The organism is Binatus sp. (SeqCode) (assembly GCF_036522015.1).
Lineage (GTDB): Bacteria > Desulfobacterota > Binatia > Binatales > Binataceae > Binatus.
Genome location: NZ_DATDGQ010000214.1, coordinates 1 through 13453 on the forward strand (window position 1 = coordinate 1; position 13453 = coordinate 13453).

Here is a 13453-nt window from a genome sequence, read left to right on the forward strand (position 1 = left end):
CTCGTCACCTTGGATCTGCGGTTCGGGCGGCTGAGCTGCCTGCGCTTGCTGGTGTGGTGAAACGGGGATCGCGTCAATAGCGCTTCCGGCACTCGGAAACACCAGCGTCAGGGTCGCGGCGACCAGCGACGCTGTCAGCGCGAGGGCGGATACTGAACGATGCGGCATTTATCGGCGCGTTTAGCACATCTCCAGACCTTCGGCCATCTTAGCCGAGGCACATCTCCCCGGGGACGGCTCTTTGAATCGCCGATCAATTGCGCGGCTCGTCCTTGGGCGGGAGCAACCTTGGTGGTCTCTAGCTCCAGCGCTGGAGCTTCGTTCTCAGGTCCGAGATTGATCTGAATGTTGAACGAGCGCGCCCCGCCGTCGAAGCGATCGAAGTTTGGCGCCCAGCGATTCGCTACCCTCGAACCGAGTCCGGCAGAGACCGCCCTACAGACCGAAATTGCCACAGAGGGGGCACAAAGTGGGCACAATACGCGGACGGGCAAAAGCCACTCCTGAAGTGAGATGGCGAGAACCCCTTGATTCACCAGGTTTTTGAAGTGGTCGGGGTGGCCGGATTTGAACCGGCGACCACTCGCACCCCAAGCGAGTGCGCTACCAGTCTGCGCCACACCCCGACGCGTCGAACTTATATATTCGCTTCTGCCAAGACCAGCGTGCCAGAGCGTCAGACTTTTTTCTTCGGCGCGACGCGTGGGCGCCATTGCACGAACGCTCGCATGTCCACCTGAAACGTCCACGCGCTCTTCGACTGATTGATCAGGTGCACTATCTCGTCGCATATCGCGGCGGGCGGCACGAAGTGCGATGGATCCACGTCGGGCATCGACTCGCGCACTCGCGCACTGTCCACGGCGCCGTCCACGTCGAGCGCGGCAGCATGGACGCCGAGATGCATGAACTCGTAGGCGACCGATTCCGCGATCGCGCGCTGCGCCAGCTTCGACGCGTTGTAGGCTGAATATTGCGCCGGTCCGCTGCGCGACTCCGATCCCAGCACGAAAATCACCGTGCCTGATTTGCGCTCGGCCATCTTGCCGATGACCGCCTGCGTGCAGAAGAACGGCCCGTATGCGTTCACCTTGAGCTGGAAATCGAAATCCTCTTCGGTGATTTCGGTGAAGCGCTTGCGCAGGTACGCGCCCGCGTTGTTGATCAGCACCGAGATCGGCCCGAGCTCGCGCTCGACGGTCTCGACCGCGGCGACGACCTGCTCGCGGCGCGCGACGTCGGTCGGCGTCACGACCGCCTTGCCGCCTTGCGCGCGAATCAACTCGGCGGTTTCGTCGAGCTGCGACTTGGTCCGCGCGATCAGCCCGACCGCGTACCCTTCCTTTGCCATGCGGAGCGCGATGTCGCGGCCGATGCCGCGGCCTGCGCCGGTTACCAATGCGACTTTTGCTTCCGACATAACGCGGAATCTTAGCCGCTCGCGGCGAGCGTGCAAACCTTATCCGGGCGCGCTACAGATTTTGCCTTGGCGCTCTGCGGATCTGCTGGTAATGTTTATCTCATGAAGTGCCCGCGGTTGATCGTCGCAATTTTTGCAGCGCTCGCGATGACCGTCTTTGTGAGTGCGCGTTTTGCGTTCTCCCAGGAGGAGCCCGAGTCCGGCACGAGCGTCGATGCCAATTGGGATCGTACAGGACCCGGCATCGATGAGAACGCGGAGACTGCAAACAAGGTGCTTGAGATTCCGCAGGCGACGTGCACCGGGGACACTGCCTCGGTTCCATGCGACGCCGCTGCCGACGCCAATGACGACGACGGCACCCAGGCGATCAACGCTCCGTCGCCCGGTGCTCCGCCTCAAGTCCTCGATGACGATACCGCCAGCTCCGGCGCGCCCGATCAGGATTGGGGTGACGCCGACGACTACCAGAACCAACAGGTCTACGCGGTTCCCTATGCGGTCTATCCGTATCCTTACCCGGTGACCGTCGCGCGATCGAACCCAACTTCGGCAGTTCCTGCATCTGCGTATGCGCCGATGAGCGGCCCGATCACTCAAGCCGCGCGCCCGCCGCTGAATCAGGGCCCGTGGATGAATCCTCCCGCGATGTCTGCGTTCGGGCGGCCGGCGGGCAGTCCGATGATGGGGATGGCGAGCAGTCCGTTCGGATTTCATCATTAACGGCGTCTCGCGCGCCGTTTCTTTTACGCAGAGTTCGCGCGCTATTATCGTTGCCCGATCGCGTCGCTACCGACGACGCCCGTCGGACGGGGATTTGTCATGTTGATAACGGTTGACGTTGGCAACAGCCATACCGTGTTTGGAATCTACGAAGGCGAGCGACTGCGCAATCACTGGCGCATCTCGACCGTTACCGATCGCACCACCGACGAGCATGGCGCGCTGCTCAACACTCTGCTCGCGGGCGCGGGCCTCGAGGGCGGCGTCAAGCCGGAAGGCGTTGCGATCGCATGCGTAGTCCCGCCGCTTAACCAGGTGATGGAGCAACTCGCCGAGCGCTATTTCCACTGCACCCCGCTGATGGTCGGTCCGGGAATTAAAACCGGGATGCCGATCCTCTACGAAAATCCCAAGGAAGTGGGCGCCGACCGAATCGTCAATGCGGTCGCCGCCTACGAGCGCTACGCGTGCGCCACGATCGTCGTCGATTTCGGCACCGCCACGACCTTTGACTATGTAACCGGCAAAGGCGAGTACGCCGGCGGCGCGATCGCGCCGGGGCTTGGCGTCTCGATGAACGCGTTGATCGAGCACGCCGCAAAGTTGTATCGCGTCGAGCTGGTCCGCCCGCGCGAGGCGGTCGGCCGCACCACCGTCGGCTCGATTCAGTCGGGTTTGATCTTCGGCTACACCGCTCTGGTTGACGGCCTCGTCACGCGCATCCTGAGGGAGCGCGGCGAAAAGGCGCGCGTCATCGCGACCGGCGGCCTGGCCGAACTGATCGCACCCGAAAGCGAAACGATTGAAGAGGTCGATGAGTTTCTGACATTAAAAGGACTACGGCTGATATTTGAGCGCAACCGGCGCTAGTTTTCGAGGGACGTTTGATGAGCAAGCAGACGCGAGTCGTGACTGATTCGATGATCGGTCTCAAGATGCCGGATTACTCGCGAATCTCGCCGCGCGTCGCCACGGTGCTCGGCCAGAATCCAAGTCCGTTTACCGGACCCGGCACCAACACTTACCTCGTCGGCACCTCGAAACGTCCAATCTTGCTCGACACCGGGCAGGGCGTCGCGATTTACCCCGACTTGCTCGAAACGGCGCTCAAGGAACTCTCCGGCGCCACCGAGCTCGAACGAATCGTGCTGACCCACGCGCACGTCGATCACCTTGGAGGCGTCAAGCAAGTCACTGAAAAATTCGGCGAGATGGAAGTGCTGAAGATGCCGTGGGCGGGCCATGACGCGCCCGCCGGCGAGATTTCTGCGATCGGCCACGACGCTATCGTGCACACCGAAGGCGCCACCCTGCGCGCAGTTTTCACGCCCGGTCACGCGCCCGATCACCTGTGCTACTATCTCGAAGAAGAACGCGCGGTCTTTACGGGGGACGTCGTGCTTGGCGCAGGGACCACGGTGATTCCCGACGACACCGGGAATTTGGGCGAGTATATGGATTCGCTCAGGCGCCTGCTGGCGCTCGATCTGGAGACGATTTATCCGGCGCACGGCCCGGTCATCCGCAATCCGAAAGAAAAGATCGGCGAGTACATTGCGCATCGCGAATTGCGCGAGCGCCAGGTGCTCGAGGCGCTCGGCGACGGCGCGGGCCCGCTCGACGCGATGGCGATCGTGAAGAAGATTTACGTCGACTATCCGGAATATCTGCACGCTGCGGCTGCGAGCTCGATTCGCTCTCATCTCAAAAAGCTCGAGCGAGAGGGCCGCGTGGTGGAGCATGAAAAGCGCTGGAGTCTTAACTAGCAACGCGCGCGAGCATCACGCGTTCGGCGCATCGCTCGCCGCGATGGTGCTGGTTCTGTTCGCCAGCGCGCTCGCCTCCGCCCAGTCCAGCGCCGATACCACCACCCTAAAGACTGTTGCCGCATCCACACCCGCAGGCTCAACTGCCGCCGGCCCATCGAACATGGTGCCGACGCCGCTCGACAACATCCAGGCTGCCGCGCCCGGCACCGCGGAGATAACGCCCCCCAATCCGGCGGATGCCTCGCAGCAGCAGCCATCGGGCATCGCGACCGATTCACAAACTTCAAACGACAGCAGTGAAGTCGCGCGTTACCAGGAGGAGCAGAGCGGCATGCCGCCGGAGCAGCTCAAAGCTTTGCAGGAGTTCGACAGCGAGGGCGAGCTTTCCACTCCATTCGGGATGCAATTGCGCGAAGCGAAACGCACACTCAAAACCGGCGAGGACGCTGACGGCCTGCTGATCACTGCCGTCACGAAGGGCAGTCCCGCCGCCGCCGTGGGCCTGCGCCCTTACACTCACACCGTCCACGACGCGCTTGCGGCTGCTGCGATGGTGGGCGCCGTTTTCTCGGGCGGCTTGTCGGTGGTGGTGATTCCCGCGCTCGACTACATGCGGGTCGGTGAGAGCTACGACATGATCATCGGTGTCGACGGCTCGCGCGTGACCAACTTTCTCGACTTCCAGGACCGCATGCGCGACCTCCAGCCCGGCGAAATCGTTTACCTGAGCATCCTGCGTGACGGCAAACGCGTCCAGGTAACGATGCCGGTCCCCGCCAACATCCTGCAAGCCACCAACTGAATTTTTCTCCTTTACGCGCGCGCACGCTTTCTCTATATAGTTGAATTGGTCCGTCGAGGAAGAATTTCCCGGCGAGACGGTGTTGAGAGGACATTTTTGGTTTCGTTGTTTGCTCGCGCCTGGATCCGATGAGGACCGGGACTCCGAGTGATTCGAGCACTCGTTCATTCGAGCTTGCTCAGATGCGGGGTTGCCGGTGCGCGGCAGCCCCGATTTTTTTAGTGAGAGCAACCGAAGCGAGTGAGTGAGAACATGACCCAGGAAAAAGTTCGCGTGCCCGATCTCGCGCGCATGAAGGCCGCGCGCCAGCCGATCACAATGCTGACAGCGTACGACTTTCCATTCGCGAGGATCTTCGACAACTGCGGCGTGGACGTGCTGCTCATCGGCGACAGTCTCGGCATGGCGGTGCGCGGCGAAGACACCACGCTGGCAGTCACGATCGACGAGGTCATCTACCACACCCGCGCGGTCGCGCGTGCCCGGCGCCGTGCGCTCGTCGTCGCCGACATGCCGTTTCTGTCGTATCAAATCAGCCCTGAAGACGCGCTGCGCAATGCCGGCCGTCTCGTCAAGGAAGGCGGCGCCGAGGCGGTGAAGCTCGAAGGCGGCGTCGCGGTTGCCGACGCTGTGGCGAGAATCGCCGCCGTCGACATTCCGGTGATGGGCCACGTCGGACTGACGCCGCAGTCGATACATCGGATGGGCGGGCATCGCGTGCAAGGCCGCAAATCCGGCCGCACCGCTGGATGCCGTGAGCGATTGCTCGAAGACGCGCTCGCGCTCGAAGCCGCCGGTGCATTCGCGATCGTGATCGAGGGCGTGCCGCCGTCGTTAGCGCGCGAGATAACCGCCAGCGTCGCAATCCCGACTATCGGCATCGGCGCCGGTCCCGATTGCGACGGCCAGGTACTCGTGATGCACGACATGCTCGGCCTCTACGAGTCGTGCGCGCCGCGCTTCGCCAAGCCGTTCGCTCATTTGTGGAACGAAGCCTCGTCCGCGGCCAGCGCCTACGTGCGCGAGGTCAAGGAGCGCACGTTCCCGGCGCCGGAACATTGCTACGCAGAATCGAGGAGGTCCCCGCGATGATCGTCATTACCTCGCCCGACGAGATGACCCGTTTTTCCAGTGACGCGATCCAGCGCGGTGAACGTATCGGGCTCGTACCGACGATGGGCTTTCTGCACGACGGCCATCTGACCCTGATGCGCGAAGGGCGCCGAGAGTCGTCGGTCCTGGTCGCATCGATCTTCGTCAATCCCACCCAGTTCGGCCCCGGCGAGGACTTCGCACGCTATCCGCGCAACTTCGAGCGCGACTGCGCGATGCTCGAGACGGTGCCGGTGGATGTGGTCTTCGCGCCCGAGCCCGCCGCGATGTACTCGCCGGACGCGCAGAGCTGGGTTGACGCCGGCGAGATCACCGACGGTCTATGCGGCGCACATCGCCCCGGCCATTTCCGCGGCGTGACGACGGTAGTCGCCAAGCTGTTCAACATCGTGAAACCGCATCTGGCAGTTTTCGGCGAGAAGGATTTCCAGCAGTTGCGCGCGATTCAGAAGATGGTACGCGATCTGAACTTCGACGTGGAGATTCTGCCGGTGCCGATCGTGCGCGAGAAAGACGGCCTCGCGATGAGCTCGCGCAACGCCTATCTGTCGCCAACCGAGCGCGAAGACGCACTGGCACTAAGCCTCGCGATACGCGCAGCCCGCGACAAGCATCGCAGCGACCCATGCTGCGCCGAGGAAATAGTGTTCGCGGCAGCCCGCGTCCTGAAGCGGATGAAAGGCATCGAGATCGAATACGTCGAAGCAGTGGACGCCGAAACCCTGGCGCGCCACCCATCGCTCGACCGTCCAATCCTGATCGCAATCGCAGCCCGCGTCGGCAAAACGAGGCTAATCGACAACGTCGTGCTCCTGCCCTGAACGTCCCCGCCGGACCCAGATATTCTGCGGCTTGTGTGTGTATGTGCCAGCCATATACAATAATTGCGGATGGGGTGGGCGGAAAGACTAGGGGAGTGCGAAGGCTTCGAGTGGGACGCCGCGAATTCCTCCAAGATCCGGGAGCGGCATCAGGTTACGTCGACTGAGTGCGAGGAGGTCTTTTTCAACCATCCCCTTGTCATTGGTCAGGATGAGAAACATTCCGAGGCGGAAGAACGTCTCTATGCACTGGGGCAGTCCGATACGGCCACGCTGCTGTTTGTAGTTTTCACGATACGCGGCCCTCTCGTCCGTGTGATTTCGGCTCGTGGTATGAGCCGCAAAGAGCGAATGGTTTACAGGTCGCTATGAAAAAAGTTGTTCCGAGATTCAAGACCGAAGATGCCGAGCGTGAGTTTTGGGCGTCTCACGACTCGACCGACTACATTGACTGGCGCAAGGCCAGGCGCAGCACGCTGCCGAAGCTGAAGCCCTCGTCCCAGACCATCTCGATCCGCCTGCCGAAGCCGATGCTGGATCGCTTGAAGCTGTTGGCCAACAAACGCGACGTGCCCTATCAGTCGCTACTGAAGATTTTCGTAGCGGAGCGACTGAAGGCTGAATTTAAATCCTGAGCGAGCGGACCCGATTGTTTCACTTGCTCTTCATTGCCTACCGGCCGCTCGCACTGGCGCTCGGGCTTGCTCCGGCGCAGTTACGTCATCAGCAAAATCACGAGGCCGCCGGTTACAATGAAGCCGCCGCCTAGCAGGAGTCTGTCGTCGGGGATTTGTTTGAAGAGAATTAGTGAGATCGCCTGCGATACTACGAAGAACACTGCGATGTAGATTCCCATCAGCCGGTTGAAATCGACACCGCTCTGGTTGACCAGGATTCCGTAGGCGAACAGCGTGAACGCGCCCGCCGCCAGCGGATATCCGTAGCTGTGCAATCCTATGCGGACCAGCGCATCGCCGCCGACCTCGAGCACAGCAGCGAGTATCAGGATCGCGAGGGTCTTTAGGATCAAAGCCGGGCTGGCCTATCGCCTAATAATAGTCCACCGGATCGATCTGCCGCTTCGCGCCCCAATAGAAGAGCATGTTCTCGGTCAGTCCTTGCCACGTGAACTTGCCCGGCGGCATCAGCAACCGCTTGAACATCGACTTGAGCGAGTAGAACTCCTTGGTGCATCGCCACACGCCTTCTTCGACTTCCTGCGGCGACATATTCTTCGGCACGAACATGCAGCGGAAGTTGTTGGTGTAGAGATCGGCGTCGGGGATTATTACGCGGCCCTCGTTCTCGAGCTGCGTGCGCATCGGCGTGCCGACGCGCGGCGTCACGGTGTTGAAGAAAGCCTCGGGCGCCTTGACTTCGTGCAGGAACTTGAGCGTCTCGTCGAAAATTCCCGGCCGATCCTCTTCCAGCCCGAACAGGAAATTCAGCGAGTAGTAGATCCCGTATTTTTCGAGCTTCTTGAGCAGCTTCTTGTACTGCCCCGCGTGATTCTGAATCTTGTTCATCGACAGCAGGCTGTCCTGGCTGATCGATTCCACGCCGATGTTGACGTGGAAGATTCCCGCCTTCGCCGCCAGGTCGAGTAATTCGTCGTCGTGATTCGAGTTGATCGTCCACAAGCAGGAGAAGCGGATGTTGAGCGGCTCGAGCGCCTTGAACAACTCGCGCGCGAACTTGTGCTTGCCGGTGATCTGATCGTCGATAAACTGAAAGCGCTTGAAGCCGGTCACCTTCATGACCTGCTTGATCTCCTCGACGATGTCCTCGATCGGCCGCGTGCGATATGCGCCGTCGTAGAATACGGGAATCTCGCAGAACGAGCATCGATACGGGCATCCGCGGCTCGCCTGCACCGGCACCGCCTTGAACAGGTAACGATTGAGCTTGAGCAGCTCGTGGCGCGGGCGCGGCAGGTTCTTCAGATCGTGCACCTTGTCGGCTTTATAAACCTGCTTGAGCTTGCCGTCGCGCCAGTCCTGCAGCAGCTCGGGCCATACCAGGTCGGCCTCGCCCTTCACGACCGCGTCGCAATGATGCAGCGCCTCTTCAGTCTGCAGCGTCGCATGGAATCCGCCGAAGACCACCGGGATGCCGCGTTTGCGGAACTCGTCGCCGAGCTGGTACGCGCGCAGCGACGCGCCAATGGTGGTCGTCATGCCGACGAGATCCCATCCGCCGTCGAAGTTGATGTCCTCGAGGCGTTCGTCGCATAGCGTCACGTCGTAATCGTCGGGCGTCAGTCCCGCCATCAACGGAATCATGAGGCCCATGATCAGCCGCCAGCGTGTTTTGTGCGGTGTGCCGTCCAGGTGGACGGTGGTGGGTTGCACCAGGAGAATTCGTGGCTTCTTGCCGTTCATACTTCCTCCGCCTGCCGGATTCGGTTCCTTCCTACAGGCTTTCAGCTTTCATGGACGATTCAGTGCGGCCGGTAATCCATATCAGCATCACCGCGAACACGTAAGTACCGAACGCCGCTCCCCAAGCGAAAAACTCTAAATGATTAACCAACGCTAATATCACGAGCAGGTACGCAAAATCGCGCCCGCTCCATCGATCGACCTTGTCCAGCCACAGCGCCGCCTGCTCGCCTTTGATTTTGAAGGCGCGCCACGTCGCATAGGCGCACATCGCGAATCCGCCGAGAAACAAAGGAATCAGGTACAGGTAAGCGCGGCTGTATTCGACCCGGTAGCATCCGGCCAGCAGGCCGATGAACACAGCGGCGTGAACGACGTTGTCAGTGATTACATCGAGCTTCCCGCCGAAATCGCTCTCGACCATTTTGAGCCGCGCCAATTCCCCGTCGACGCCATCGATGGTGATCGAGACCAAAAAGAAAATCGCGGCGAACAGCCGCATCCAGTAGTTCGGCACCGAGAACATCCAGGCGCACGCGAACCCGAACATCGTGTTCGCGATCGTGACCATGTTCGGCGTGGCCCGCGTATGCGATGCGAGCCAATAACTGATTCGCCACGAAAGGCGCCGGTCCACCCATCGGGCCATCGGCGCGTCCTTATGTGCTGATTCCTCGCGGATAGATTTCGCCAGCCGCAGTTCGGCTTCCTCGCGATCCTCGGGGCGCCCGTTCAGCGCGAACGGCAGCAGACTCGATGCCGGCGCCGCGACGCCGTTGGAAATTCCGCCGCGCTTGAGGATCTCGCCGATCGGACCGGTCGCGATTTCACCGCCGCGGTCGTGGTCGGTGCTGAGTTCCCGATGTACCAACCCCGGATTCGAGGCGTGCGCCTCGAGGATCCGATTCAGTTGCGATTTCGCAAATACCAGGTTTCCCGAAAAGGATACGCACGGCGCCGACGGGTCGATGCCCAACTCCTGCGCATTTCGATGATTCAAAATCTCGCTGAATGACTCCACCATCGAAACTGTGTCCAAATTTTTGAACCGCCCCATCGCGCGCGCGACGTCCTGATAATCCTCGCGCGGCGCTGCTACGACAAACCGTTTAATCCCGGCGCGCTCGCAGTTGATCATCAACCGCTCTAACAGCGGGCGGCCGAAGACCGCGTTGTCCGCGCGGTCAGGTGCAGCGATTAGTGCAGTTTCAATCACCAACGTCCTACTAAAACCCGGTTTCCCCCTGTTGCATTGGCGCCACGGTAACACAGCGGTAACGCCAGCGGAAGTAGCGCTACTACTAGCTTCCATAGCTCATTATGAGTTGGGCTTCCACTTGAGTCGAGCTTTTTTCGGCCTGATCAGGTCGCTCTAATATTAGTTCTATAGGGCACATTTTGATTCTGAGTCGCGAAATCTACCGATCAAAGACGAAACTAGAGGCTGACCACCGCGGCTGGTAGAGTGACCGTTTCATGGGCACGATCTCCGCTCTGTTGTTCGATTTCGGCGGCACACTCGACGGGCCTGCGCATTGGCTCGATCGATTCCTCGGCAGTTATAGCGCCGTAGGCGTCGAAATCACGCGCGCCGAGCTCGACCCGGCCTTCGATCACGCAACGCGAATCGGCTACGGCGCAACGCGGGTCGTCGCGCGCTTCGGGCTGACGGACCTCGTACGATTCCTCGTCGGCCATCAGTTCGAATACCTGCGGAAAAGCGGTCCCGACCAGCTTCGCGCGCGACTGGACGATTCCGGCGCCGCGGGACGCCATCGCTTGGTCGAGGCCGTCACAAACTCTTTCGTCCGCGAGACGTCGGCGGGTCTCGCGCACAGCCGCAAGGTCATCGGGCCGCTCCACAGCCGCTTCAAAATGGCCATAGTGTCGAACTTCTACGGAAACCTCGACCGCGTGCTAGGAGAAGCGAAGCTCGATCGATTCTTCGCAACGGTCGCTGATTCTTCGCGCATCGGAATTTTCAAACCCGCTCCCGGCATTTTCGAAGACGCTTTGAAAAAGCTCCAATGCGCGCCGCAATCGGCCGCTATGATCGGCGACTCGCTCAGCAAAGATTGTGCACCCGCGCACATACTCGGCATGCGCACGGTATGGCTGTGCACCGAACCGCGATGCGGTGAAGATTCTGCCGCCGCAGACGTTACAATCCGAAGTATCGACGAAGTTGCGCAGCTTCAATGGTGACAAAACTGCAAGGAGCGATAATCGCCGCCGGCCGCGGCGAGCGCCTGCGCGTCTCGACCCGCGACGACCTCCCCAAGCCGCTCGTCAAGCTCGGTGGCGAGGCGATGCTCTCGCGGCAGGCGCGCGCGCTGCTTGCCGCGGGCGCGACTTCGGTCGTCGCAGTGATCAACTCCGAGACCGCGCGCGTCGGCAAAGAAATCTCGCTGCAAACTCCACCAGCGCTGCGCCTCGTCGTTCGCGACACCGCCAACTCGATGGAGACGATGCTCGCGCTCGGCGACTTGCTCGAGCCCGGATGGTTTATCGCATCGACGGTGGACGCTGTAATTCCACAGATCGAATTGGTGCGTTTTGTTAATGAGTCGCGCGAGAAAATTGAGGCGTGTCGCGAGAAAAATCTGGCCGGTGTGCTCGCCGTCACTCGATGGCGCGGCGAGGACAAACCGCTTTTCGCAGATGTAACAGAGAATGGGTTGATCCTCGGGCTGGGCAACCGTCAGACTTCTTTGGTGACGGCGGGTCTCTATTTCCTGTCGACGCGAGTTTTCGACTTTGCCGCCGACGCGCGCCGCGCGGGCCTCGACGCGCTCCGCCGCTTCCTCGCGCTGCTCATTGAACGCGGGATGCGGCTGGACTCGATCGAGATTGACGGATCGATCGACGTCGATGAAGCGTCGGACCTCGACGCCGCGCGCCGCGCAATACGGAAGATGCCATGAGCTATCGAGCTTTGGGAATTTATCGCGAGCCTGAGTTTTCGCCGGGCAAGGTCGAGGCCGACGCCGCGATTCTCGACGCCGTTCTGTCTGAGCTGAAGCGCGAAGGGATCGAGATCCGCGCGGTGGACGCAATCAGCTTCGCCTCGGACCCGACGCCGCATCCGGATCTCGTGCTGCCGATGTGCCAGGGGCCACGCGCGCTCAAGCGGCTGGCCGAAGTCGAGCAAGCCGGTGCGGTCGCGATCAACTCCGCGCTCTCGATTCGCAACTGCTACCGCGACTTGCTCGCGGCCGGCCTCGAGAGCGCCGGAGTGCCGACTCCCGTGGGCGCGCTGGTACCTGCTGACGAGCCGCTCGACGCGCGCAAGCTCGCCGGGCTGGACTTGTCCGCCGGGGTGTTCGTCAAGCGCGGCGACTTGCACGCGCTCGCGCCCGAAGACGTGCAGCGTGCCGCCGATCGCGCCGAGATAGAATCGATTCTCGCCGATTTTGCGCGCCGCGGAATCCGCTTCGCCTATCTGCAGCAGGAAGTCGTCGGGCGGGTCGTCAAGTTTTACGGCGTCAGCGGCAGTGCGCATTTCAGCGTGCATCTGGAAGGCGAGGAAGTCCCCGAGGCTGCTGTGCGAGCGCTGTCGCAAGCGGCTTCCGCGGCGGCCGGAGCGCTTGGGCTGGGCGCGTGGGGCGGTGACGCGGTCTTGAGCGGCGATCGTTTTGCGATTATCGATTTCAACGACTGGCCCAGCTACAGTCGGGTGCGCGCACCGGCCGCTCGCGCGATCGCGCGCCGCGCGATGAGTCTGCTCGGCCGCCAGCGCTAGACTCGCGCCGCAAATAAAAAGGATTCGAACCGCTATCAATTGAAGACCACGACAACCACCAACGGAAAACTTCCCTCGATCAAAACCGCGGTGCCGGGACCCAAGTCGAAGGAGATCTTCGACCTCGAACAAAAATATATCGCACCGGGCCGCCAGCGAATTTCGCTGCTGGCCGGCCTCGCATTCGACCATGGCGAAGGCGCCACGCTCACCGACGCCGACGGCAACACCTACGTCGATTTTTTCGCGGGCGTCGCCGTCGCCAGCCTCGGTCATGCGCATCCCGCAATGGCCCACGCGCTGTCCAAGCAGGCGTCGCGGCTGACCGTCGGCACCTTCGCGACCAAAGAGCGCGCGGCCGCCTTCAAAGCGCTGGCCGAAGTCGCGCCCACTGGACTCAATCGCGCACATCTATATAGCGGCGGTGCGGAGGCGGTCGAAGCCGCGCTCCGGCTGGCGCGTTCCGCCACCGGCCACCATGAGGCGGTCAGCTTCTGGGGCGGCTTCCATGGCAAGACCGGCGGCGTCCTCGGCCTCATCGGCGATGAGCATCGCGTCGTTCTGGCGCGCGACTTCCTTGACCGCCGGGAGGAAATCGTCGGGCGGAATCACGTTGCCGGCGGTCCCCTGAAACGGCTCGACCAGCACTGCCGCGACCGCGCCTGAACTGCTCATCTTGACC

The 13453-nt window shown here is 61.7% G+C and carries 16 protein-coding genes, 1 tRNA gene and 1 pseudogene; 12 read left to right on the forward strand and 6 right to left on the reverse strand.

Features of this window, described 5'->3' with window-relative positions:
- Positions 1–549: 549 nt before the first annotated feature.
- A tRNA-Pro gene (locus VIW95_RS09255) sits at positions 550–626 on the reverse strand.
- A 50-nt stretch (positions 627–676) separates the two neighbouring features.
- Positions 677–1420, reverse strand: coding sequence for an SDR family NAD(P)-dependent oxidoreductase (locus VIW95_RS09260; protein ID WP_331585689.1), 744 nt, complete (start codon positions 1418–1420; stop codon positions 677–679).
- A 102-nt stretch (positions 1421–1522) separates the two neighbouring features.
- Between VIW95_RS09260 and VIW95_RS09265 the strand changes: the two genes are divergently transcribed.
- From VIW95_RS09265 to VIW95_RS09295, 8 genes are all read left to right on the forward strand, one after another.
- Positions 1523–2143 (forward strand): hypothetical protein, encoded by a 621-nt coding sequence (locus VIW95_RS09265; protein ID WP_331585691.1) that lies wholly within the window; start codon positions 1523–1525, stop codon positions 2141–2143.
- 99 nt (positions 2144–2242) lie between these two features.
- Complete coding sequence (locus VIW95_RS09270) at positions 2243–3013, forward strand: type III pantothenate kinase (protein ID WP_331585693.1); 771 nt, start codon at positions 2243–2245, stop codon at positions 3011–3013.
- Between the two features lie 17 nt (positions 3014–3030).
- A complete protein-coding gene (locus VIW95_RS09275) occupies positions 3031–3909 on the forward strand; it encodes an MBL fold metallo-hydrolase (protein WP_331585695.1) in 879 nt (292 codons plus the stop codon).
- Positions 3884–4714, forward strand: coding sequence for a PDZ domain-containing protein (locus tag VIW95_RS09280; RefSeq protein ID WP_331585697.1), 831 nt, complete (start codon positions 3884–3886; stop codon positions 4712–4714). Before VIW95_RS09275 ends, VIW95_RS09280 begins: the two co-directional genes overlap by 26 nt.
- 252 nt (positions 4715–4966) lie before the next feature.
- Positions 4967–5806: a 3-methyl-2-oxobutanoate hydroxymethyltransferase gene (gene panB, locus VIW95_RS09285; protein WP_349259312.1), complete on the forward strand. Its 840-nt coding sequence runs from the start codon at positions 4967–4969 to the stop codon at positions 5804–5806.
- Positions 5803–6648, forward strand: a complete 846-nt coding sequence (gene panC / locus VIW95_RS09290; protein ID WP_331585701.1) for a pantoate--beta-alanine ligase — start codon at positions 5803–5805, stop codon at positions 6646–6648. The genes panB and panC overlap by 4 nt, the downstream gene beginning before the upstream one ends.
- Positions 6649–6717: 69 nt before the next feature.
- Positions 6718–7020, forward strand: a complete 303-nt coding sequence (locus VIW95_RS17480) for a BrnT family toxin (protein ID WP_349259311.1) — start codon at positions 6718–6720, stop codon at positions 7018–7020.
- On the forward strand, positions 7017–7283 hold the full coding sequence (locus VIW95_RS09295; protein ID WP_331585703.1) for a BrnA antitoxin family protein: 267 nt from the start codon (positions 7017–7019) through the stop codon (positions 7281–7283). Before VIW95_RS17480 ends, VIW95_RS09295 begins: the two co-directional genes overlap by 4 nt.
- An 80-nt stretch (positions 7284–7363) precedes the next feature.
- On the opposite strand, the gene VIW95_RS09300 is transcribed toward VIW95_RS09295, so the two are convergent.
- From VIW95_RS09300 to VIW95_RS09310, 3 genes are read right to left on the reverse strand one after another with little or no spacing between them, the layout of a single operon-like run.
- Entirely contained in the window at positions 7364–7678 is a 315-nt protein-coding gene (locus VIW95_RS09300; protein WP_331585705.1) for a hypothetical protein, read from the reverse strand.
- A gap of 19 nt (positions 7679–7697) precedes the next feature.
- Positions 7698–9029: a radical SAM protein gene (locus VIW95_RS09305; RefSeq protein ID WP_331585707.1), complete on the reverse strand. Its 1332-nt coding sequence runs from the start codon at positions 9027–9029 to the stop codon at positions 7698–7700.
- A gap of 31 nt (positions 9030–9060) precedes the next feature.
- Positions 9061–10245 carry a CDP-alcohol phosphatidyltransferase family protein gene (locus VIW95_RS09310; protein ID WP_331585709.1) on the reverse strand — a complete coding sequence of 395 codons (1185 nt, stop codon included), beginning with the start codon at positions 10243–10245 and terminating at the stop codon, positions 9061–9063.
- Between the two features lie 260 nt (positions 10246–10505).
- Here VIW95_RS09310 and VIW95_RS09315 point away from each other — a divergent pair, with 260 nt between their 5' ends.
- The 4 genes and pseudogenes from VIW95_RS09315 to VIW95_RS17485 form a co-directional block, all read left to right on the forward strand.
- Positions 10506–11234 carry an HAD family hydrolase gene (locus VIW95_RS09315; protein WP_331585711.1) on the forward strand — a complete coding sequence of 243 codons (729 nt, stop codon included), beginning with the start codon at positions 10506–10508 and terminating at the stop codon, positions 11232–11234.
- Positions 11228–11953, forward strand: a complete 726-nt coding sequence (locus VIW95_RS09320; RefSeq protein ID WP_331585713.1) for an NTP transferase domain-containing protein — start codon at positions 11228–11230, stop codon at positions 11951–11953. The genes VIW95_RS09315 and VIW95_RS09320 overlap by 7 nt, the downstream gene beginning before the upstream one ends.
- Positions 11950–12771: a hypothetical protein gene (locus tag VIW95_RS09325; RefSeq protein WP_331585715.1), complete on the forward strand. Its 822-nt coding sequence runs from the start codon at positions 11950–11952 to the stop codon at positions 12769–12771. The genes VIW95_RS09320 and VIW95_RS09325 overlap by 4 nt, the downstream gene beginning before the upstream one ends.
- A gap of 90 nt (positions 12772–12861) precedes the next feature.
- Positions 12862–13260: pseudogene (locus VIW95_RS17485) on the forward strand (aminotransferase class III-fold pyridoxal phosphate-dependent enzyme); the annotation flags it as partial.
- Here the strand turns inward: VIW95_RS17485 and VIW95_RS17490 are convergent.
- On the reverse strand, positions 13183–13446 hold the full coding sequence (locus tag VIW95_RS17490; RefSeq protein ID WP_349259313.1) for an aminotransferase class III-fold pyridoxal phosphate-dependent enzyme: 264 nt from the start codon (positions 13444–13446) through the stop codon (positions 13183–13185). The pseudogene VIW95_RS17485 and the gene VIW95_RS17490 overlap by 78 nt on opposite strands.
- Positions 13447–13453: the final 7 nt, after the last annotated feature.

What these genes read in the sequence shown, in the direction of transcription:
- VIW95_RS09270 (WP_331585693.1), top strand. Translation starts at nt 2,243, where the DNA reads ATGTTGATAACGGTTGACGTTGGCAACAGCCATACCGTGTTTGGAATC.
- VIW95_RS17480 (WP_349259311.1), top strand. Translation starts at nt 6,718, where the DNA reads ATGGGGTGGGCGGAAAGACTAGGGGAGTGCGAAGGCTTCGAGTGGGAC.
- VIW95_RS17490 (WP_349259313.1), bottom strand. Translation starts at nt 13,446, where the DNA reads ATGAGCAGTTCAGGCGCGGTCGCGGCAGTGCTGGTCGAGCCGTTTCAG.
- VIW95_RS09275 (WP_331585695.1), top strand. Translation starts at nt 3,031, where the DNA reads ATGAGCAAGCAGACGCGAGTCGTGACTGATTCGATGATCGGTCTCAAG.
- VIW95_RS09295 (WP_331585703.1), top strand. Translation starts at nt 7,017, where the DNA reads ATGAAAAAAGTTGTTCCGAGATTCAAGACCGAAGATGCCGAGCGTGAG.
- VIW95_RS09260 (WP_331585689.1), bottom strand. Translation starts at nt 1,420, where the DNA reads ATGTCGGAAGCAAAAGTCGCATTGGTAACCGGCGCAGGCCGCGGCATC.
- VIW95_RS09305 (WP_331585707.1), bottom strand. Translation starts at nt 9,029, where the DNA reads ATGAACGGCAAGAAGCCACGAATTCTCCTGGTGCAACCCACCACCGTC.
- panC (WP_331585701.1), top strand. Translation starts at nt 5,803, where the DNA reads ATGATCGTCATTACCTCGCCCGACGAGATGACCCGTTTTTCCAGTGAC.
- VIW95_RS09315 (WP_331585711.1), top strand. Translation starts at nt 10,506, where the DNA reads ATGGGCACGATCTCCGCTCTGTTGTTCGATTTCGGCGGCACACTCGAC.
- VIW95_RS09280 (WP_331585697.1), top strand. Translation starts at nt 3,884, where the DNA reads ATGAAAAGCGCTGGAGTCTTAACTAGCAACGCGCGCGAGCATCACGCG.
- VIW95_RS09320 (WP_331585713.1), top strand. Translation starts at nt 11,228, where the DNA reads ATGGTGACAAAACTGCAAGGAGCGATAATCGCCGCCGGCCGCGGCGAG.
- panB (WP_349259312.1), top strand. Translation starts at nt 4,967, where the DNA reads ATGACCCAGGAAAAAGTTCGCGTGCCCGATCTCGCGCGCATGAAGGCC.
- VIW95_RS09265 (WP_331585691.1), top strand. Translation starts at nt 1,523, where the DNA reads ATGAAGTGCCCGCGGTTGATCGTCGCAATTTTTGCAGCGCTCGCGATG.
- VIW95_RS09325 (WP_331585715.1), top strand. Translation starts at nt 11,950, where the DNA reads ATGAGCTATCGAGCTTTGGGAATTTATCGCGAGCCTGAGTTTTCGCCG.